Annotated in this window: 17 protein-coding genes; 9 read left to right on the top strand and 8 right to left on the bottom strand. The window is 71.1% G+C overall.

Going from position 1 to position 16,393, the window contains the following annotated elements; genetic code table 11:
- Window position 1 precedes the first annotated feature (1 nt).
- The 3 genes from KBX26_RS06990 to KBX26_RS06975 all read right to left on the bottom strand — a co-directional run bounded on the left by KBX26_RS06990 (window position 2) and on the right by KBX26_RS06975 (window position 4,065).
- Complete coding sequence (locus KBX26_RS06990; protein ID WP_247680298.1) at window positions 2-352, bottom strand: hypothetical protein; 351 nt, start codon at window positions 350-352, stop codon at window positions 2-4.
- 2,105 nt (window positions 353-2,457) lie between these two features.
- A complete protein-coding gene (locus KBX26_RS06980) occupies window positions 2,458-3,333 on the bottom strand; it encodes a patatin-like phospholipase family protein (RefSeq protein ID WP_210857924.1) in 876 nt (291 codons plus the stop codon).
- Between the two features lie 87 nt (window positions 3,334-3,420).
- Window positions 3,421-4,065, bottom strand: coding sequence for a class I SAM-dependent methyltransferase (locus KBX26_RS06975; RefSeq protein WP_307857761.1), 645 nt, complete (start codon window positions 4,063-4,065; stop codon window positions 3,421-3,423).
- 67 nt (window positions 4,066-4,132) lie between these two features.
- Here KBX26_RS06975 and KBX26_RS06970 point away from each other — a divergent pair, with 67 nt between their 5' ends.
- From KBX26_RS06970 to KBX26_RS06960, 3 genes are all read left to right on the top strand, one after another.
- Entirely contained in the window at window positions 4,133-4,540 is a 408-nt protein-coding gene (locus KBX26_RS06970; protein ID WP_210857922.1) for a VOC family protein, read from the top strand.
- A 31-nt stretch (window positions 4,541-4,571) separates the two neighbouring features.
- Window positions 4,572-5,120, top strand: coding sequence for a DUF4240 domain-containing protein (locus KBX26_RS06965; protein ID WP_307857760.1), 549 nt, complete (start codon window positions 4,572-4,574; stop codon window positions 5,118-5,120).
- Between the two features lie 97 nt (window positions 5,121-5,217).
- Complete coding sequence (locus KBX26_RS06960; RefSeq protein ID WP_210857921.1) at window positions 5,218-5,928, top strand: hypothetical protein; 711 nt, start codon at window positions 5,218-5,220, stop codon at window positions 5,926-5,928.
- Here KBX26_RS06960 and KBX26_RS06955 read toward each other — a convergent pair.
- On the bottom strand, window positions 5,843-6,460 hold the full coding sequence (locus KBX26_RS06955; protein WP_210864979.1) for a pyridoxamine 5'-phosphate oxidase family protein: 618 nt from the start codon (window positions 6,458-6,460) through the stop codon (window positions 5,843-5,845). The genes KBX26_RS06960 and KBX26_RS06955 overlap by 86 nt on opposite strands.
- A gap of 154 nt (window positions 6,461-6,614) precedes the next feature.
- Here KBX26_RS06955 and KBX26_RS06950 point away from each other — a divergent pair, with 154 nt between their 5' ends.
- Genes KBX26_RS06950 through KBX26_RS06940 form a run of 3 tightly spaced genes read left to right on the top strand, consistent with a single transcriptional unit; the run spans window position 6,615 to window position 8,784 of the window.
- Complete coding sequence (locus KBX26_RS06950) at window positions 6,615-7,118, top strand: DUF2231 domain-containing protein (RefSeq protein WP_030334266.1); 504 nt, start codon at window positions 6,615-6,617, stop codon at window positions 7,116-7,118.
- Window positions 7,118-7,669 (top strand): Hsp20/alpha crystallin family protein, encoded by a 552-nt coding sequence (locus KBX26_RS06945; protein WP_030334267.1) that lies wholly within the window; start codon window positions 7,118-7,120, stop codon window positions 7,667-7,669. Before KBX26_RS06950 ends, KBX26_RS06945 begins: the two co-directional genes overlap by 1 nt.
- An 8-nt stretch (window positions 7,670-7,677) precedes the next feature.
- Window positions 7,678-8,784, top strand: a complete 1,107-nt coding sequence (locus KBX26_RS06940) for a glycosyltransferase family 9 protein (protein WP_210864978.1) — start codon at window positions 7,678-7,680, stop codon at window positions 8,782-8,784.
- 1 nt (window position 8,785) lies between these two features.
- Here the strand turns inward: KBX26_RS06940 and KBX26_RS06935 are convergent, their stop codons facing one another.
- Window positions 8,786-9,664 carry a glycosyltransferase family A protein gene (locus tag KBX26_RS06935; protein WP_210857918.1) on the bottom strand — a complete coding sequence of 293 codons (879 nt, stop codon included), beginning with the start codon at window positions 9,662-9,664 and terminating at the stop codon, window positions 8,786-8,788.
- The gene (rfaE2, locus tag KBX26_RS06930; protein ID WP_247680297.1) at window positions 9,661-11,484 is read right to left on the bottom strand and encodes a D-glycero-beta-D-manno-heptose 1-phosphate adenylyltransferase; all 1,824 of its coding nucleotides are present in this window, start codon (window positions 11,482-11,484) and stop codon (window positions 9,661-9,663) included. Before rfaE2 ends, KBX26_RS06935 begins: the two co-directional genes overlap by 4 nt.
- 179 nt (window positions 11,485-11,663) lie before the next feature.
- On the opposite strand from rfaE2, the gene KBX26_RS06925 reads away from it, so the two are divergent.
- Complete coding sequence (locus KBX26_RS06925; RefSeq protein ID WP_210860566.1) at window positions 11,664-12,206, top strand: type 1 glutamine amidotransferase domain-containing protein; 543 nt, start codon at window positions 11,664-11,666, stop codon at window positions 12,204-12,206.
- Window positions 12,207-12,335: 129 nt separating this feature from the next.
- The gene (locus KBX26_RS06920; RefSeq protein WP_030334276.1) at window positions 12,336-14,012 is read left to right on the top strand and encodes an MDR family MFS transporter; all 1,677 of its coding nucleotides are present in this window, start codon (window positions 12,336-12,338) and stop codon (window positions 14,010-14,012) included.
- Window positions 14,013-14,026: 14 nt separating this feature from the next.
- Here the strand turns inward: KBX26_RS06920 and KBX26_RS06915 are convergent, their stop codons facing one another.
- Window positions 14,027-14,659, bottom strand: coding sequence for a TetR/AcrR family transcriptional regulator (locus tag KBX26_RS06915; RefSeq protein ID WP_210860564.1), 633 nt, complete (start codon window positions 14,657-14,659; stop codon window positions 14,027-14,029).
- A gap of 125 nt (window positions 14,660-14,784) precedes the next feature.
- On the opposite strand from KBX26_RS06915, the gene KBX26_RS06910 reads away from it, so the two are divergent.
- Window positions 14,785-15,819 (top strand): aldo/keto reductase, encoded by a 1,035-nt coding sequence (locus KBX26_RS06910; protein ID WP_210860563.1) that lies wholly within the window; start codon window positions 14,785-14,787, stop codon window positions 15,817-15,819.
- A gap of 36 nt (window positions 15,820-15,855) precedes the next feature.
- Here KBX26_RS06910 and KBX26_RS06905 read toward each other — a convergent pair whose 3' ends face one another.
- Window positions 15,856-16,347 (bottom strand): NUDIX domain-containing protein, encoded by a 492-nt coding sequence (locus KBX26_RS06905; RefSeq protein WP_030334282.1) that lies wholly within the window; start codon window positions 16,345-16,347, stop codon window positions 15,856-15,858.
- Window positions 16,348-16,393: the final 46 nt, after the last annotated feature.

The raw sequence follows: 16,393 nt of genomic DNA, 5'->3' as shown, positions 1-16,393 counted from the left end.
TTCATTTCTCCTCCTCGACGACAACGGGGCGGTTCGGCCTGCTGTTCGTCCGGTTGGCCTCGCTGCTGTTGGACGTCGCGCGGTCCGACGTCTCGGACGGAGCCCCCAACATCAGCGGTGTGGCGAGTGAAATGCAGGAGACCCAGATGTCGGCGCCCCCGCCGGTAAAGGTGAACTGGTAGCCGCTGGTCGTGAGTGGCTGGATGAGCACGGGGTTCACTCCTGCACCCGATAGCTGATATCCGGTTCCGACAGCGATATCTCCCGGCTTACAGCCGAAATCGACGGGGGTGTCTGCGATCACGGTCAGCGGACCCTGGATGTAGGCGGCCTGGATTCCGTTGCCCGCCACGCCCTGCGCGCCTTGGGCGCCCTGCGCGCCCTGCGCACCTTGGGCGCCTTGGAAACCTTGAGCGCCGGTGGCGCCTTGTGTGCCCGTGTCGCCCTGTGGGCCTTGGGCACCGGTGGCGCCTTGGAAGCCCTGGACCCCTTGGGCCCCTGCGTCGCCCTGTGGGCCTTGAGCGCCCGTGGCGCCTTGGGCGCCTGTGTCACCTTGTGGGCCTTGGGCGCCGGTGGCGCCTTGGGAGCCCTGGACCCCTTGGGCCCCTGTGTCGCCCTGTGGGCCTTGGGCACCGGTGGCGCCTTGGAAGCCCTGGACCCCTTGGGCCCCTGCGTCGCCCTGTGGTCCTTGAGCGCCGGTGGCGCCTTGAGCGCCGGTGGCGCCTTGTGGGCCTTGAGCGCCGGTGGCGCCTGTGTCGCCCTGTGGGCCTTGGGGGCCGGTGGCGCCTTGGGCGCCTGTGTCACCTTGTGGGCCCTGAGCGCCGGTGGCGCCTTGTGCGCCTTGTGCGCCTGCATCGCCTTGCGCGCCTTGAGCGGCGGTGGCGCCTTGTGCGCCTGCATCGCCCTGTGGGCCTTGAGCGCCGGTGGCGCCTTGAGCGCCTGCGTCACCCTGTGGGCCTTGAGCGCCGGTGGCGCCTTGAGCGCCTGCATCGCCTTGCGCGCCTTGGAAGCCTTGTGCGCCTGCGGCTCCCTGTGGGCCTTGGGGGCCGGTGGCGCCTTGGGCGCCTTGGAAGCCTTGTGCGCCTGCGGCTCCCTGTGGGCCTTGGGGGCCGGTGGCCCCCTGTGCGCCTGCATCGCCTTGGGCGCCTTGGGCACCTGCGTCGCCTTGTGGGCCTTGGGGGCCGGTGGCGCCTTGGGCGCCTTGGAAGCCTTGTGCGCCTGCGGCTCCCTGTGGGCCTTGGGGGCCGGTGGCGCCCTGAGCCCCTGCATCGCCTTGGGGGCCGGTGGCGCCTTGTGCGCCTGCATCGCCTTGTGCGCCTTGGAAGCCTTGGGCGCCGGTGGCGCCTTGGGCGCCCGCATCACCCTGAGCGCCTTGAACGCCTGCGTCGCCTTGGGCACCGGTGGCGCCTTGGAAACCCTGAGTACCTTGGGCGCCCGAGTCGCCCTGTGCGCCCTGTGCGCCTGCGTCACCCTGCGGGGCCCTTGAGCCCCGGTGGCGCCTTGGGCGCCTGCGTCACCCTGAGCGCCTTGAGCGCCCGGCACGCCGGTGGCGCCCTGAGCGCCTTGGAAGCCTTGAGCACCTTGGGCGCCTGCGTTGCCCGGGGCGCCTTGGGCGCCTGTGTTGCCTTGAGCGCCCTGGCTGCCCGCTTCGCCTTGGAATCCCTGTGCGCCTTGAGCGCCTGCGTCGCCCTGGGCACCCTGAGCACCGTGAGCACCGTGAGCACCGTGAGCGCCCGCGTCGCCTTGAGCGCCCTGAGGGCCTTGGGGGCCTTGCTTGCCGTGCGGGTAGTCGTCCTTGTCCTTGTCCTTGTCCTTGTCCTTGTCCTTGTCGTGACCGCCCCAGGGGCTCTGCCAGCCCTGCGGACCGTAGTCCGGTTGCCCGTCGGGGTACTGGTCCCACGAATCGTCGGGCCCGTCGCTGTCTTGGCGGACCGTTGACCAGGATGAGGGCCACACGCCGAGTTGGCCAAGCGGGCCGGGCGTACCGATGTGTACGTCCTGTGCGGACGGCTTCGCTTCCACCGGTTGCGCTGCGGCTGCGGGCCCACCCGTCATTCCGACTACCAGTAGGGCGGAACTCAGCCCTGAAGCCGCCCGGGCATGGTTCAGCCGCCGCCGCCGCAGCCGTCGGTTGTTGCTCATGACCCCTCCAGAGCCACCTCGGATACACCCAGAGCTACCTACTAGTCACTCGCCGCTATTGGCGGGCGAGTCGTAGCGTATTCGACCCATTGGTCGGTCGAGGGGGGTTTTGGTGGCACCTAGATACATTTAGGAGAATGCGGAACTTACTTACGATCAGGGCATAGGCCCTGGCCACCGCGTTGCGGGCCGCCCATTCCAAGGACTCGTCACGTCGGGGGGCGGCTCACCGCCGCACCCGCAGGTCGCGGTAGGCGTCACGCTCCTGCTGGGGAGGCGCCACCGTGCGAACGACGTCGCGAGGAGGCCTCGGCGTCAGCCTCGCGTCTCTCGCCCCGGCGTTGACCCCGCGAGTGCGGCGGCCACCCGGAGCGCCTCGCGTCGGCCCTGGTCGCGGGCTGCGGCTACGAGCGCGGGCACGACGGATCGGTCCATCACGCCGGTCCCCTGCGCTCGTCTGGAGGCTTGGTCGCGAAGCAGCAACTCCACCCGGCGGCCCGTGCCCAGCGCGGCTCGCTGCTTCTCGATGCGCGCCCACGGCCCGATCGCGGCGGTGCTCGGCGCGAGGGCGATGACCGGGCCGTTTCCGGGGGCGAGGTCGAGGTTGAGGGTCGACCGCATGCCGCCATCCATGTAGCGGTGGCCGCCGATGGCAACCGGGGCGGCCGAGATCGGCATGGCGCAGCTCGCGGCGACAGCGTCCACCAGGGGTACGCCGTCGTGCCTGGTGAATGTGCGGCTGGCGCCCGTCCCGGTGTCGACGGCCACGATGCGAAGGTCGGCGTCGTCCCGCCAGGCGTGGTCGGGCAGTCGAGCCTCGGCTATCCGGCGCTGCCGGGACGGGTCGTCGATGCGTGCGGCGAGGGCGAGCCGGCCGAGGCGGCGAGCGGCCTGCTCGGGGCTGCGCGCGAACAGTTGTGCCCGGGCGAGCCGAAGCAGGTCGAGCAGGCGCAGGGCGGGTGAGGTCTCGTGGGCGACGCCGCCGCGCTGTCGCTCGAAGAGTTCCGCCAGGGGGGTGCCGCTGGCGATCTGGGCACCCACGACGGCACCGGAGCTGGTGCCGATGAGGACTGCCTCCGGGGTCACGGTCACCCCCTCGTCGGCAAGCCCGGCGAGGATGCCGACCTCCCAGGCGATGCCAGCTACTCCACCGCCACCGAGCACCCAGACAGGCCGCGCGTCGTCCGTCATCAGTCGCCTCATTCGGTGGAATACTGCTAACGCTGTACGCAGTTGAGGCTAACAGTGGTGACTGTGGATCGACAACGGGTGCGGTGCTCAGGGTTCCCGTCGGCCGACGATGGTTCCGCCGAGTCGGCTCTCCGCCGAGGTGACGGTGGTCTGCGAGTCGACGGTGAACCCGTGCTGACGTAGCCAGGCCGCTACCTGGGCTGGCTGCCGACGATGGACGTGCACGTTCATCGGGTGGCCGCCGTAGCCCTCCGTCTTGAGGGTCGTCTCGTCGCCCACGTGGAACCCGAGCAGCAGGGGGCCACCGGGGCGGATCACCCGCCGGAAATGCGCGAACACGGAGTCGATCTGGTCGTCGGGGATGTGGATGAGGGAGTACCAGGCGACCACGCCAACGACCGAGTCATCGGCCAGGTCGAGGTCGGTCATCGAGCCGACCTCGAACCTCAGCTCAGGGTGATCACGGCGGGCCACCTCGATCATCCCGGGCGAGAGATCGATCCCGAAGGCGTCGACGCCGAGCGTGTGCAGGTGGGCGGTGATGCGACCCGTCCCGCAGCCCACATCGACGACCGGCCCGCCGCCGGCAGCCCGCACGAGATCGGCGAACGACGTCAGCGCGGCTCGTTCGTGCGGTGCCTGGGCCAGCAGGTCGCGTACCAGGCGCGCGTAGCTGACCGCGACCGTGTCGTAGGAGGTGCGGGTCTCCGACAGCCAGTCGTCTGCGGTCACCACGCCAACGCTAGTTGAGCTACACACTGATGGCTGGCCGTGCCCGACCGACAGTTTGGAGGCGTCCATGACTTCCGCACCGGTGATCCTGAGTCTTCCCATCTCGGACCGCGCTACCTCATACCGCTTCTATCGCGACGGACTCGGCCTCGACGCCGTGGGCGAGTTGGCCGACGACGGCATTCCCGAACCGTTGCAGTTCGTGGTCAACGACGGGCTGCGGCTGATGCTCATCCCGACCGGCGGCTTCGGCTGGGTGATCGGCCGGCACGAGGTCGCCCCGAGGGGTCAGAGCGAATGCCTGCTCAACCTCGTTGTCGCCTCGCCGGCCGACGTGGACGCGCTCGTCGGGCGGGCGCGCACCGCCGGTGCCGAGATCATCACCGAGACGGCAGCGCAACCCTGGGCGTACGCGGGCGTCTTCGCGGACCCGGATGGTCACTTGTGGATGGTGACCGCCGACTCGGAGTCCTGAAACCGTCGGTGGTGGTGGTTACGGTCCGACGGTGACCGTGACCACCGATGCCCCCGGGACGCTGCCCACCCCTGCCGACGAGGCCCGACTGTGGGCACTCATCGAGGCGGCCTGGGCCGAGTTGGGCGCCGAGCCCCTGGCGCTGCGGCAGGCCCTCATCCACCGCGACCCCGCCGATGACGACGACGGCGACGGGCCGGCCTACGCCATCGACGCCTGGCTGGACGCGTTCCTGGACCGTCTCGGGCACCTGACCGCCGAGCTGACCGGGCAGGAGCTGACCGATCTCGACCGGGTGGTGGAGCGCAAGCTGCACGACATCGACCGGGAGGACATCCACGAGGTGAGCGACGGCTCCGACGACGGTTTCCTCTACGCGCGAGGGTTCATCGTCGCCCTGGGGCGGGCGTACTACGAGGCGGTCCGCGCCAACCCCGCGATGGCGCTGCCGGACGCCGACTGCGAAGGGATGTGCTACCTGTTCGCGCACCTGCACAACGATCGGTTCGGTTCGTGGCCGGAGACCGGCTCCGGGATCTCCCGGGAGTCGTTCGGCAACCGGGCCGGCTGGTCAGCCTGAGCGTCATCGTCGGAATAGGCCCCGGTCCGGCCACACCGGTGGGAGATCCGCCTGCACGAGACGGCAGGTGGCCCTGAGGCGCGGTTAGCATCCGTCCATGACTACGGGGGTTTCAGCAACGACGGTCCGACCAGGGCGGCGCGTCGTCGTCGCGTCCAGCGTGCTGCTGGGGCTGAGTGGTCTCGCCCGGCTCGCGCAGGTGGCGGCCGAGGCCGTTCGGGAGAACACCTACCTGAGGGCACACGAGCAGGTGGGCACGCCGAGTGGCTTCGCTGCCCCGCCGATGGTGTTCCTCATTGGTGTCGGCCTGGTCGTGGCGTTGACCGCCCTTGTCGTGCTGGCGCTGGCGCTGGCCAATCTGGCCGGTCGGAACTGGACCCGGATCGTCACCTGGGTTGTCGGCGGCGTGACGGTGGCGGTGTCGGCCGGTTGGCTGTTCATCTTCACCGTTCCGGGCGGCGACGATATCCCGCAGAGTCCTGACGCGAGTCGGGTCGAGGAGGTCGCCGCTCAACTGATGCCCGGGTGGGCCGAGCCGCTCAGCACCGCGGCGGGGTTCGTGGCGTCGCCCGCACTCCTGATCGCCCTCGTCCTGCTGGCACTCCCACCCGCCAACGCCTTCTTCCGATGGCGTGGCGGGGTGCAGGATCCGCCGTATCCGGCCGGGACCACCCGGCCTGACGGCGGGCGTGTTCCCCAGCAGGTCCAGGTCGGCGGCGGGATCAGACGTAGATTTTCGTGGCGTACTCCGGGCCGTAGTGCCGCTCCAGGTCCTCCAGGGTCTCCGCCGGTGCCTCGACCTCCTTGATCAGGCGGGCGCGGGACGGCAACACCTCGGGCTGCCAGGTCTCCGGCCGCCACAGCTCGGACCGCAGGAACGCCTTCGCGCAGTGGTAGAAGATCTGCTCGATCTCCACCACCACGGCGAGCACCGGCCGGTGCCCCTTGACCACCATGTCGTCGAACCAGGGCGCGTCGCTGACCAGGCGGGCCCGCCCGTTGATCCGCAGCGTGTCGGTCCGGCCGGGGATCAGGAAGAGCAACCCGATGTGCGGGTTGTCGAGGATGTTGCGGTAGCCGTCGGCCCGCCGGTTGCCGGGCCGCTCCGGCAGCGCGATGGTCGTGTCGTCCAGCACCAGGGCGAACCCGGCCGGGTCGCCCTTGGGTGAGACGTCGCAGGTGCCGTCCGCGCCGGCAGTGGCCATCAGACAGAACGGCGAGGCGCCCAGCCACTCGCGGTCCCGTTGGTGCAGGCGGGGGCGGTCCTTGCTGGCGGCCCGTGGGTGCGGCACGCCGAGCAGCTCGCGCAACTCCTCATGAGTGGTGATCTCCACCGTCACGTCGATCCTCCCTCGACCGTTGAGCCGGTGGCGGGTACCACCATTCGTCAGCCTAGGCCGCCGTGACCAGCGCGAGGTTTGCGCCGGACAGCGTTGGGTACGGCCCGCCGTACGAGAGCGTCGCGCAGTGCAGCCGATCAGTGGAGGCCGGGAGATGGAGAGCCGACTCAAGGTGCTGGGCCACCCGGTCCACCCGATGCTGGTCATGTTTCCGGTCGCGCTGCTGGCCACGGCGGTGCTCTTCGATGTGGTGGACACCGTCGGTGGTCCCGACTTCCTCGGCGAGGTCGCGTACTGGAACATCACCGTCGGTCTGATCGGCGGCCTGCTCGCCGCGGCGGCCGGCTCGTTCGACCTGCTGGCGATCCCGACCGGCACCCGCGCCAAGCGGGTGGGTCTGCTGCACGCTGGCGCCAACGTCGCGGTGATCCTGCTCTTCGCGGCGATCTGGGTGGTCCGGCTCAACGCCGATTCCCGCGCCGCTGGCGGCGCGTTGCTCGTCGTCGAGGTGGTCGCGCTGGCGATCCTCGGCATCAGTGCGTGGCTCGGTGGTGAGCTGGTCGACCGGCTCGGTGTTGGCGTCGACAGCGACGCCGGCCTGGACGCGTCCAGCTCGCTGCGGCCGCCGGCGGCCACCCAGCGGATCGGAGAGGTGTGATGAGTGAACAGCAGTTCGGCGGCTTCGGTCGGGGATGGCGGGGCGGACGGCAGCAGGGCTGGGACCCGATGGGGGAGCTGCAGTCGCTGCGCGCCGAGTTGAGCCGCCTGGTCGGTGGTCGCGCCGGGGCGTCCGACGTCGAGTTGACCGAGACCTCGGACGGCTGGGAGGTCGTCGTCCGGCTGCCCGGGGTGGCGCCGGAGGAGGTGGCCGTCGAGTTGGACGACCGCGAGTTGTGCGTACGGGCCCGCTCGGAGGCGGAGGTCAACGCCGACCAGGGCATCCCGGGCGGTTTCGAGACGCGCGGCTTCGAGTACCGGGTCAACCTGCCGGCGCGGGTCGACCCGGATGCCATCGACGCGGTGATGGACCACGGTCTGCTGCGGGTTCGGCTGCCTCGGGCGACCCGGCCCGCGCCGCGCACCATCACTGTCGGTCGCACCGGGCCGCGCTCCGGCGACCTCCTGCCGGGTACGCCGATGCCGGCCGACCCCGCCGCGGACCGGGAGCTGCACCGCCCGGACACCGCTGACGAGATCGACCGGCCGTAGCGGGCCGCGTGGTCAGCCCTCCCGTGCTCGGCCCGACCGCCGAGCGCCTTCCCGACGTGCGGCGGATCGCCGTGCTGCGCGCCAACGCGCTCGGCGACTTCATCTTCGCCCTGCCGGCGCTGGACGCGTTGCGCGCCGCGTACCCCTCGGCGGAGATCGTGTTGCTCGGCGCGCCGTGGCACGCGAAGCTCTGGCGCGACCGGCCCGGCCCGGTGGACCGGGTGCTGGTGGTGCCGGCGGCGCCCGGCATCCGTACGGCGGAGCCGGGCGAGCCGGAGTCGTCGATGGACGACTTCCTGGCCGCTGCCGCCGGTGCGGAGTTCGACCTGGCGGTGCAGATCCACGGCGGGGGCGCCAACTCCAACCCGCTGATCAGTCGGCTCGGTGCCCGGTTGACCGTCGGCCTGCGCACCGAGGACGCGCCGCCGCTGGACCGGTGGCTCCGCTACGTCTACTACCAGCACGAGGTGATCCGCTACCTGGAGGTGGTGGCGCTGGCGGGAGCGCCAGCCACGACTGTCACGCCGAGGCTCGCGGTGACCGACGCCGACCGGGCCGAGGCCGCCCGGGTGCTGGGCCCGGTCGATCGTCAGCGGGTGGCGCTGCATCCGGGTGCCACCGACACCCGCCGCCGCTGGCCCGCCGAGCGCTTCGCCGAGGTGGCCCGTGCGCTGCACGCGGACGGCTACGAGGTGCTGGTCACCGGCACCCCGTCCGAGCAGGAGGTGGTGGACCGGGTCGTCGCCGCGGCGCAGGTGCCGGTGCGCCCGCAGGTGGGCACGCTCAGCCTCGGTGGGCTGGTGGGTTGCTACGCCGACTGCGCGGTGGTCGTCTCGAACGACACCGGCCCGCTGCACCTGGCCGCCGCGGTGGGCGCTCCCACGGTGGGGATCTTCTGGGTCGGCAACCTGATCAACGGGGCGAGCCCGCTGCGGGGCCGGCACCGGCCGATCAGCTCGTGGACTGTGCACTGCCCGGTCTGCGGGATCGACTGCACACCGGGCATCTACCCGCACCGGCCGGGCGACGGTGAGTGCCCGCACCGGGACTCGTTCGTGACCGACGTCCCGGTGATCGAGGTGCTGGAGGCCGCCCGGGAGGTGCTCGGCCGGTAGGTCACGCCAACTGCGGGGTGTCCTCGTCGGCGAGGACGACCTCCCACGCCTCCACGTCCCGGTCGGTGACGGTGGTGGGGGACTCCAGGTGGTACGCGCCGCTGGGCAGGATGCCCGCGCCGCCGTAGCGGGACATCACGGCGAGCTGCGCGGCCACGTCCTCGCCCTGGTGCTTCTCCTGCACCCGACGCCAGAAGTCGAAGCCGCCGGCGTCGACGAGCTTGGCCCGGTCGTAGAGCACGCACCCGCCGATCCAGGAGACCTTGTAGGCCCGCCACGCCCCCGGCGGCAGCGCCAACTGCTCGGTGATGTGCAGCAGGTTCGCGGCGGAGTGGATCCGGGCCCGGTTCCACTGCGGGGTGTCGGGTCGGATCCGCTCCGGTGTGGGCGGGCCGGCCCACTCCTCGTAGAGGCCGTGCGTCTCCGGCCGCACGTCATCGGTGTACGACAGCCCGTGCACACCGTTGCCGACGAACCCGCAGCCCAGCTCGCCGATCGCGGTGACCAGTCGGTGCAGCGCACCCGGTGCCAGCCAGATGTCGTCGTCGAGGTTGAGGACGTACCGGGCGGCCGAGGCGGCGAGCAGGTACGCCCGGTGTTCGGCCAACCCCCGCCGTGGCAGCCGGCGGGTCAGCAGCACCGGGTGACCCCGGTGGCGCAGCGCCCGGACCATGGTGGCCGCGGCGGGGTGCGCGTACGCCGGGTCCCCGTCGGACTGATCGCTGACGACCACGCCGAAGCCGGGCAGCCCGTCCTGGGCGACGAGCCCGCTCAGCGTGACGGCCAGCTCGGTGGGCCGGTTCCGGGTCGGAATCAGCACGTCGAGCAGCCGGTCCGCCCGGAACGCCGCCGGGGTGCCGAGGTCGAGAGGGCGGTTCACGACGCCTGGGTGTGGGTGCGCAGCGACGGGTCCGGCTCCCGGTCGTCGACGTGCGGCGACAGGTCCTGGCTGTGCGACCGGATCCGCTCGATGATCGCGGAGGTGGACCGGTCCGGCACGTACCCGAGGGTGCGCACCTGGCCGCCCAGCCGGCGCACCAACGGTGCCTCCGGCACCAGCTCCGGCGGATAGTCGCCGCCCTTGACGTACACGTCCGGTCGGACCGCCTCGATCAGCGCGGCTGGTGAGTCCTCCTCGAAGACCACCACGTGGTCCACGCAGGCGAGCGCGGCGAGCAGGGCACCCCGGTCCTCGACCGGGTTGACCGGCCGGTCCGGGCCCTTCAGCCGTCGTACGCTGCCGTCGGAGTTGACCGCCACGATGAGCAGGTCACCCAACGCGCGGGCCTGCTCCAGGTAGCGCACGTGCCCGCGGTGCAGCACGTCGAAGCAGCCGTTGGTGAAGACGATCGACCGTCCCGCCTCGCGGTGTTCGGCGACGATCGTGTCCAACTCGTCCCCACCGACCAGCGCGGGGTGGCCCGTGGTGTCGGTCGGCTGGTCGAGCGCGGCGAGCAGGTCGTCGCGTCGGCACACGCAGGTGCCCGTGTCCGAGACGGTGATGGTGGCCGCCAGCTGGGCGAGTTGGGCGGCGGTGGGCAGCGGCGCGTCGGCGGCCAGGGCCAACGTCATCGCCGCCAGGTACGCGTCGCCGGCACCCACGGCGTGGCTGGCCGGCACCGGGGTGCTGTGGCTGCGTCGTGGCTCCCCGTCGGCACCGCCGACCACCGCGCCCTCGGTGTCCAGGGTCACCGCGACCACGTCGGCGCCGGTGTGCGCCCGCAGTTCGGCCAGCCGCGATTCGGCCAGGACGGCCCGGTCGACGCCCTCACCGGCCCGGGTGTTCACTGTGACGCCGGTGCCGGTGACGCTGAGCCCGTCGCCGGTGAGGGCCACCCGTCCCTCGCCCGGGGTGGGTTCACCGATCGGCCCCGGGGCAGTGCTGCCGGTGCCGTCGTCGGCCCGTACCGCGCCCGGGGCGGCACCCGCTGTCATCTCGGACGGCCCGTCGGCCAGGCCGTTGTCCGGGTGCTCCAGGTGCAGTTCGGTGCCGCCGGTCGGTCGGGTGGTGCCGCCCGCACGGGCCAACAGCCGGGTCGCCTCGGCGAAGCTGGGAGTGACCACTGTCGGCGCGAGGCCCCGCCAGTCGGCCAGGTCGTGGGCGTCCAGCGCGACGGTGGCGTACCGCTCGCGGTTGTCGACCAGCCACGCGCGGACCGGCGCGGGCAGCGCGCCCAGGCCGTAGTCGCAGACCACCAGGGTCGGGGCTTCCCCACCGGCGGCGGCGCGCAACTCCTCGGTGGCACAACTCAGGGCGGTGAGCAGTCGGGCCACCCCGTCGTGGTCCAGGGCGTCCTCCGGGTCGCCGGAGTCCTCGCGCAGGAGGATCTGGTTGCCGGCCAGCATCCGCCGCTTCACCGGGGTGGGCCGCCCGGGCTGGTTGACAGTGCGGTCCCAGACGCCGGCCCGGTCCAGGCAGTCGTGCAGTTCGTCCCCGGCGACGTCGGCACCGACCGGTGCCACCAGCACCGCCCGGCCACCGAGGGCGGCGACGTTGACGGCGGTGTTCGCGGCCCCACCGGCGGCGGAGATCCGCCGCCGCAGGGTGAGGACGGGGGCGGGCGCCTCCCGGCAGAGCCGGTCGGAGTCGGCGAACCGCCATTCGTCCAACATGGCGTCACCGACGATCAGGACTGGGCGTTCGAGCCAGCTCTCCACGACGGTGGCGAGCCGGCGCTGTTCCGCTGCTGCTCCTGCCATGCCCGTCCGGGTCCCCAGCGGCCTGGCCGACAAACCTGGCTGACGGCCGGTCCCGCCGCTGGTCATGCCACCTTCGGTGGCGCCTGGCCGGTCCGCACCGGTCCGTACCTGTCCGGCCTGTTTCGGGTGTTCGGCGGCGGGAAGGGAACTGGGGTACCCCCAGAGAGGAGATGTACGAGATGGCAGCGACATTGCAGGGCAAGCGGATCGCCTTCCTGGCCGCCGACGGCGTCGAGGAGGTCGAGTACGTCCAGCCACGCGAGGCGGTGGAGAACGCCGGCGCGACGGCGGAGCTGGTCTCGCTCAAGCCCGGTTCCATCCAGTCCTTCAACCACCTGGACCAGTCCAAGACCTACGACGTGGACGTGACAGTCGACAAGGCCGACGCCGCCGGGTACGACGCGCTGGTGCTGCCCGGCGGGGTGGCGAACCCGGACTTCCTGCGCGGCGACCCGGACGCGGTGCGGTTCGTGAAGGCGTTCTTCGACGCGGGCAAGCCGGTCGGGGTGATCTGTCACGGCCCGTGGACGCTGATCGAGGCGGACGTGGTGCGGGGTCGGCGGATCACGTCCTGGCCCACCCTGCGTACCGACCTGACCAACGCCGGAGCCACCTGGGTGGACGAGGAGTGCGTCACCGACGGCAACCTCACCAGCAGCCGCAAACCCGACGACCTCCCCGCCTTCTGCGCGGAGATCACCAAATCCTTCACCACCCCCTGACCCCGACCTCCCCGGTTGATCATGAAGTTGTTGCCGCCTTGCGCGGGTGTCATGGCAATAACTTCATGATCAACCCTGCTGGGGTGGGGGTTCGGCGCATGTTCTGCGGGTGACGGGATAGAAGGGCACATGACCACGGAAGCCTCCGACGCGCCGGTGCTGAACCGTCAGCAGATCCGGCTGCTCATGCTCGGCCTGATGACCGGCATGCTGCTGGCCGCACTCGACCAGACCATCGTCGGCACGGCACTGCCGACCATCGTGGGCGAGTTGGGCGGGATCAACCACTACTCCTGGGTGGTCACCGCGTACCTGCTCGCCTCGACCGCGTCGACGCCCCTGTACGGCAAGATGGCCGACCTGTACGGGCGTCGACCGGTCTTCCTCTTCTCGATCGGCACGTTCCTGGTCGGGTCGTTGCTGGCCGGGCTGTCGCAGAACATGACCCAGCTGATCGTCACCCGAGGGATCCAGGGTCTCGGCGCGGGTGGTCTGCTGACGCTGGCCTTCACCATCATCTCGGATGTGGTGTCACCCCGTGAGCGTGGCCGCTACCAGGGTCTGTTCGGCGCGGTCTTCGGGATCTCGTCGGTCGCCGGGCCGCTGGTGGGTGGTTACTTCGCGGAGACCGACTGGCGATGGATCTTCTACATCAACGTGCCGTTGGCGATCCTGGCCATCGTCGTCTGCTACCACGTGATGCGGTTGATCCCGTTCGAACGTCGGGACCACTCGATCGACTGGCTCGGCGCCGGTCTGCTGGTGGCCGGGGTGAGTTCCCTGCTGCTGGCGCTGAGCTGGGGTGGCAACGAGTACCCCTGGGGCTCTGGCGTGATCATCAGTCTCTTCGTTGTCGGTGCGGTGCTGGGGGTGCTCTTCGTCCTCCAGGAGGCCCGGGTGGCCGAGCCGATCCTGCCGCTGCGGCTGTTCCGCAGTGCCACCTTCGCGCTGGCCAACTCAGCCCTGCTCATCATCGGTCTGGTGATGTTCGGCTCGATCATCTTCATCCCGCTGTACCTGCAGATCGTCAAGGGGGCTTCGCCGACCCAGAGCGGTCTGCTGATGCTGCCGATGATGGCCGGGATCATCATCACCTCGATCCTGACCGGTCGCGCGATGACCCGGATCGGCCGGTACAAGTGGTTCCCGGTGGCCGGTTCGGTGACCCTGCTGGCCGGCATGTTCCTCTTCACCCAGCTGGCGGTGAACACCTCGCTCTGGGTCGCGTTCGGGTACATGGTGGTGATCGGCATCGGGTTGGGTCTGTGCATGCAGTCGCTGATCCTGGCGGTGCAGAACGCGGTCTCCGTACGCGACCTGGGGGCCGGCACCTCCTCGGCGACGTTCTTCCGGTCGCTGGGCGGTTCGTTCGGGGTGGCGATCCTCGGCACGGTGCTCTCGTCCCGGCTGACCGGCGGGCTCGCCGACCGGTTGCCCGGCGCGATCGCGCAGCTCCCGCCGCAGGAGCAGGCCGCCGTGGCGGCGAGTGGTGGGACCAACATCTCGATCAACGATCCGGCCACCATCCTGGCCCTGCCGGGGCCGGTCCGCGCGGCCATCCAGGGCGCCTTCGTCGACGCGCTGGACATGGTCTTCCTGACCGCCGGCCTGATCGCGATCGTGGCGGTGGTGGTCACCCTGACGCTGCCCAACACCCAGCTGCGGGGTGCCGGTCCGAAGGGCGCCACCGGTGGTGCCGACCCGCTCGGCGGCGAGGCCCCGGCCCCGGGTGGCAAGCCGCTGACCCGCGAGTCAAAGGAGGAGGCGGCCGCCGACATGGAGGCCAAGTCCCAGACGATGATCTGAGCGCGGCCGGTTGGTCAGGCGGGGCGGCGGTAGACGCCGTACCACCAGGTCGCCGCCAACTCCCGGGCGGCCGCCGCGTCGGTCTCGGGGTCGGCCGGAGTGGCGCTGACGTGATCGGCAAGGAAGCGGTCGCCGCCGACCACGATCAGCCGGCTGGCCGCCGTCACGTCCAGGTCGGCGGGGGTACGTCCGGCCTCCTGCTCGACGCGGAGCGCCTGCACGGTACGGGCCACGAACCGCTCCAGCCCCGCCGCCCAGTACTCGCGGACCACCTCGTCGTACGCGGCCACCTCGCTGACCGCTGCCAGGACCGGGGCGTACGTCCGGTAGATCCGGATCACGTCGGCGAAGACCTCGGTCAGCGCCGCGAGCGGATCGCCCGGCCCGGCCGGACTCCACTCGCCGGTGCGGCCGAAGGAGGTTTCCCGCATGGTGCCGGCGAGACGCATGAGCAGTTCGGTCTTGTCGCGGAAGTGGGTGTAGAAGGTCGACCGCGCCACCCCCGCCTCGGCGGCGATCCGCTGTACCCCGAGGTCGGTGAAGCGGATGCCCTCCCGCAGCAGGCGCTCGGTGGCCGCCAGCACCCGTGCCTCGACGGCGGCTCGTCCGTCGGGGTTGCGCGGGCGGCGGCGGGTGATCGAGGGCATAGCCGGAATCCTAGGTGGCCGGGGGCCGGATCGGCGACGTACGCTCGTTGCCGGACACAGTGTCCGACATAGTGACCAGGGAGGGCCTGACCTCGGCCTCCCACCCACCACGAGGAGCAACACACGTGAAGTACCGACTGCTGGGCACCACCGGGGTGTACGTCTCGGAGATCTCGCTCGGCGCGATGACCTTCGGCGGCAGCGGGCACCCGCTCTGGGGCACCCTCGGTGGGCTGGCGCTGCCCGAGGTGCAGCGGCTGGTGGACACCGCGCTGGACGCCGGCGTCAACTTCGTCGACACCGCCGACGGCTACAGCGACGGCGAGAGCGAGGAACTGCTCGGCAAGGCGCTCGGCAAGCGGCGTCGCGACGTCGTGCTGGCGACGAAGGTGCACTCCCGCACCGGGCCCGGCCCGAACGACGTCGGCACCTCCCGGCTGCACATCATGCAGAACCTGGAGGACAGCCTGCGCCGGCTGGGCACCGATCACATCGACCTGTACCAGATCCACAACTTCGACCACATCACTCCGATGGAGGAGATGCTGCGCGCGCTCGACGACGCGGTCCGGCAGGGCAAGGTCCGCTACATCGGGGCCGCCAACTTCGCCGCCTGGCAGATCTCCAAGGCGCTGGGCATCTCCGCCCGGGAGAAGCTGGCCGGGTTCGTCTCGGTGCAGGAGTACTACTCGCTGCTGGGCCGGGACGTGGAGCGCGACGTGGTGCCGATGGCGCTCAACGAGGGAGTCGGGCTGACCGTCTGGAGCCCGCTCGCCGGTGGTTTCCTCTCCGGCAAGGTCAGCCGGGACGGGGCCGTCGCCGACAGCGGCGCGCGCAGCGCCCAGCCCGGTTACGCCAGCTTCACGCCGTTCGACCCGGAGCACGCCTTCGGGGTGGTCGACGTGCTCAAGGGCGTCGCCGAGCGGCACGAGGTCAGCCCGGCCCGGGTGGCGGTCGCCTGGCTGCTGTCCCGGCCCGCGGTGACGAGCGTGATCGTCGGAGCCCGCAAGCACGATCAGTTGGTGGACAACATCGCCGCCTCGGACCTCACCCTGACCGAGCAGGACCTCACCGAGCTGGACGAGGCCACCAAGCTGCCGGTCGCGTACCCGAACTGGATCCAGGAGGGGTACTTCGCCGGGGTTCGGCTGCCCCAGTGAGGCACGGCCCCGGAGTCGGCAGACTCCGGGGCCGACCTACTTGAGGATCAGTCGGTTCGTCTGCTCGAAGACGTCCAGGTCGGCCAGGGTCTCGATGACCGATGTGGAGAGCGGGGCGGGGAACCGGTCCCGGGCGAAGAAGCCCGCGTCGGTGGTCTCGTCGGTGACCCGGGCCAGTTGCCCGTCCCACTCCTCCACCTTGAACGCCGTCGTGAACACCTGGTACGTGTGGCCGTACATGTTGGTGCTCGTCCGGTCGGGGCCGGTGTAGAGGGCGAACGCGCAGACCCGCAGGGCCCGCAGTCCGGTCTCCTCACGGACCTCGCGGACCGCGCAGTCGGCTATCGACTCGCCCAGCTCCATCGCGCCGGCCGGCATGGCCCACTGGCCGTTGTCCGAGCGTTTGATCAGCAGAATGCGTCCGGCGTCGTCGTTCACCACGGCACGGGCGCCGACGAACATCAGCGTCCGGTCCCCGGCGAGCGCGCGCAACTGCCCCACGTATGAGTCGGCCCAGGAGATGCTCACCTGCGACAACTTACGGGGGTTCCCAACGTGTGACCCGCGACACTAG

The organism is Micromonospora sp. C97, assembly GCF_018070385.1.
In the GTDB taxonomy this organism is placed as follows: Bacteria; Actinomycetota; Actinomycetes; order Mycobacteriales; family Micromonosporaceae; genus Micromonospora; species Micromonospora parva.
The sequence above is the reverse complement of the archived record's forward strand: the minus strand, read 5'-3'. Positions and strand labels throughout refer to the sequence as shown.

Bases quoted from the DNA above. Each gene is read 5' to 3' on its own strand.
- KBX26_RS06980 (WP_210857924.1), bottom strand. From the start codon at position 3,333: ATGACGGACGACGCGCGGCCTGTCTGGGTGCTCGGTGGCGGTGGAGTA.
- KBX26_RS06970 (WP_210857922.1), top strand. From the start codon at position 4,133: ATGACTTCCGCACCGGTGATCCTGAGTCTTCCCATCTCGGACCGCGCT.
- KBX26_RS06960 (WP_210857921.1), top strand. From the start codon at position 5,218: ATGACTACGGGGGTTTCAGCAACGACGGTCCGACCAGGGCGGCGCGTC.
- KBX26_RS06950 (WP_030334266.1), top strand. From the start codon at position 6,615: ATGGAGAGCCGACTCAAGGTGCTGGGCCACCCGGTCCACCCGATGCTG.
- KBX26_RS06945 (WP_030334267.1), top strand. From the start codon at position 7,118: ATGAGTGAACAGCAGTTCGGCGGCTTCGGTCGGGGATGGCGGGGCGGA.
- rfaE2 (WP_247680297.1), bottom strand. From the start codon at position 11,484: ATGGCAGGAGCAGCAGCGGAACAGCGCCGGCTCGCCACCGTCGTGGAG.
- KBX26_RS06925 (WP_210860566.1), top strand. From the start codon at position 11,664: ATGGCAGCGACATTGCAGGGCAAGCGGATCGCCTTCCTGGCCGCCGAC.
- KBX26_RS06920 (WP_030334276.1), top strand. From the start codon at position 12,336: ATGACCACGGAAGCCTCCGACGCGCCGGTGCTGAACCGTCAGCAGATC.
- KBX26_RS06915 (WP_210860564.1), bottom strand. From the start codon at position 14,659: ATGCCCTCGATCACCCGCCGCCGCCCGCGCAACCCCGACGGACGAGCC.